The sequence below is a fragment of the Mycolicibacterium houstonense genome (genome assembly GCF_900078665.2).
GTDB classification, from domain to species: domain Bacteria; phylum Actinomycetota; class Actinomycetes; order Mycobacteriales; family Mycobacteriaceae; genus Mycobacterium; species Mycobacterium houstonense.
Genome location: NZ_LT546207.1, coordinates 4,711,803 through 4,713,991, shown reverse-complemented (window position 1 = coordinate 4,713,991; position 2,189 = coordinate 4,711,803). Strand labels below are relative to the sequence as shown.

Sequence of the window (2,189 nt, the reverse complement as noted above, 5' to 3'; positions counted from 1 at the left end):
CGAAGCTGAGGAAGAACAGGGCGGCCGCGATGGTGGCCAACGCCCCGGCGATGACCGGTGCCACCCGGCGGTAGGCGTCGGCCAGCGCGTCCGGTGCCGCCAGGCCCGCCCGCCGGTTCTCGTGGTAGCGACCGATCAGGAAGATCCCGTAGTCGGTGCCCGCACCGAGAACCATCGCCGACATGAGTGCCACCGAGAACACCGACACCTCGATCACGCCGTGCTCACCGAGCAGTGCGACCACCGGCCGGGCGACCGCCAGGGACAGACCGACCGCGGCCAGCGTTACCGCCGCGGTGATCGGCGAGCGGTAGACGAACAGCAGCAGTGCCGCGATCAGGCCGACGGTCAGGACGGTGATTCTAGCCAATTGGGCATCCAGGGCGGCGAATTCGTCGACCAGGCTGGGCCCGGGGCCGGTCACGTGGGTACGCAGTCCGGCCGGGGTGGGGACGGCGTCGACGGCGGTGCGCAGGGCAGTCACGGCGTCGGTACCGGTGCTGCTGCCGAGCTGTCCGGAGAGCCGGGCCATCAGGTAGGCCGCCTTGTGGTCCCGGCTCTCGAAAACCGCGGCCGCCGCCGGGTCATCCCACAGGTCCATCAACGACTCGACGCCCGGCGTGGCGGTCCGCAGCCGGTCGGCCAGCGCTCGGTAGTACCTGCGGTCGGGTTCCCCGAGTGTCCGGTCCGCGTCGAGCACGACGTAGGCGATGTTGTTGCTGTCGGAATCGCCGAATCGGGTGCCCATCCGCTGCGCCGCCTGAGTGGCGCCGGAATCGGCGGGGAAGAACGCCCGCGACTGCTCTTTGACGACGTGTTCGAGTTGCGGCACCGCGACGTTGCCGATGCCGGCCAGCACCGCCCAGGCCGCCATGACCAGGAGTGCGTACCGGCTCGCCGCGCGCGCAACGGTCTCCAACATCGGCTCCCCCACCGTCCATAACAATGTTATTGGCAGGTATAACATTGTTATGGCAAGGTGTCCAGCATCATGGGAATTCGCGAGAGCCTGATCGAGGAAAGCCTCCAGGTCCTGGAGGAGAGTGGGCCCGAGGCGCTCAGCGCACGCATGCTGGCCCAGCGCATCGGCGCCTCCACGATGGCGGTCTACACGCACTTCGACGGCATGTCCGGCCTGTACGAGGCCGTGGTGAAAGAGTCCTATGTCCGATTCGGCGACCATCTCGGCCGGCGCGAGGACACCGACGATCCGGTGGCCGATCTGCTCGCCTCCGGCCTGGCCTATCGCGACTACGCGCTGACCTATCCGCAGCGGTACCGGCTGATGTTCGGCATCACCTCACCGTCCATCGCGCTACCCGTCGGTCGCGATCTCACCGTCGACGGCAATCCGGCCGACCTGTCCGAGATCAACTCGGTGTTCGCCCAGATCCCCGCCTTCGTCCGCCGCTGTATGGACGCCGGTGCCATCGACGAGGGCGATCCGGTGGCCGTCGCCGCCCAGATCTGGACCATGATGCACGGCTACGTCCTGGCCGAGATCATCGGCNCTCGAAGCGCACCGGCACCGCCGGCGAGCGTGCCGGTGGCGCTCACCGCATCGTCGAGCGGCGCGACGATCTTCTGCACTGCCGAGCAGATCGGGTTCCCCGCGCAATCGGGGGTGTTGCGGACGAACTGGCGCAGCGGATCGGCATAGCCGGACACCGTCTGCAGGTTGTCTTGCAGCCCGGTCATCCCGGCACCGATGTCCTGCGACCCGGCGCCGACGCGATCCAAGCCGTTCACCGCACCGGTCAAGCCGCGTTGCATACCGTCCAAGGAAGCATCCAGCTGGTTGATCGTGGTCAGCACGGTGTTTACGGATGACATCCCGTCGAGCGCGGATTGTGCTGTGCTGTCGAGCTGTTCGCCGATCTGGCCGGCCTGGTAGGCGAGGGTGCCCTGGCGCACCGGGCTACCGGCGGGCCGGCTGGCCGATTGCACGGTGCGCACCCCGCGCACGTCGAGAACCCTTCTGGTGACCCGCTCGATGGTGATCAGCCCGGCCGGGGTACGCAGGTCGTGGTCGGCCTCGATCGAGACGATCTCGGGCAGCAGCCGATTGTCCGGGAACCGGCCGTGGATCGCCTGATATCCGCGGCTCGAGTCGGTGCCGGCCGGCTGGGCGGCCAGTTCCGCGAAGGTGATGTTGGCGCCGAGCAGCGGCAACGCGCAGACGACGAGGG

General features: G+C 68.4%; 2 protein-coding genes. One reads left to right on the top strand and one right to left on the bottom strand.

Annotated elements, in window-relative coordinates; all coding sequences use genetic code 11:
- On the bottom strand, positions 1-922 hold a 922-nt coding region (locus BN4332_RS23615), incomplete at its 3' end, for an MMPL family transporter (protein ID WP_160110920.1).
- A gap of 69 nt (positions 923-991) precedes the next feature.
- Between BN4332_RS23615 and BN4332_RS23610 the strand changes: the two genes are divergently transcribed.
- Positions 992-1,660, top strand: a complete 669-nt coding sequence (locus BN4332_RS23610; RefSeq protein ID WP_096866978.1) for a TetR/AcrR family transcriptional regulator — start codon at positions 992-994, stop codon at positions 1,658-1,660.
- Positions 1,661-2,189 lie beyond the last annotated feature (529 nt).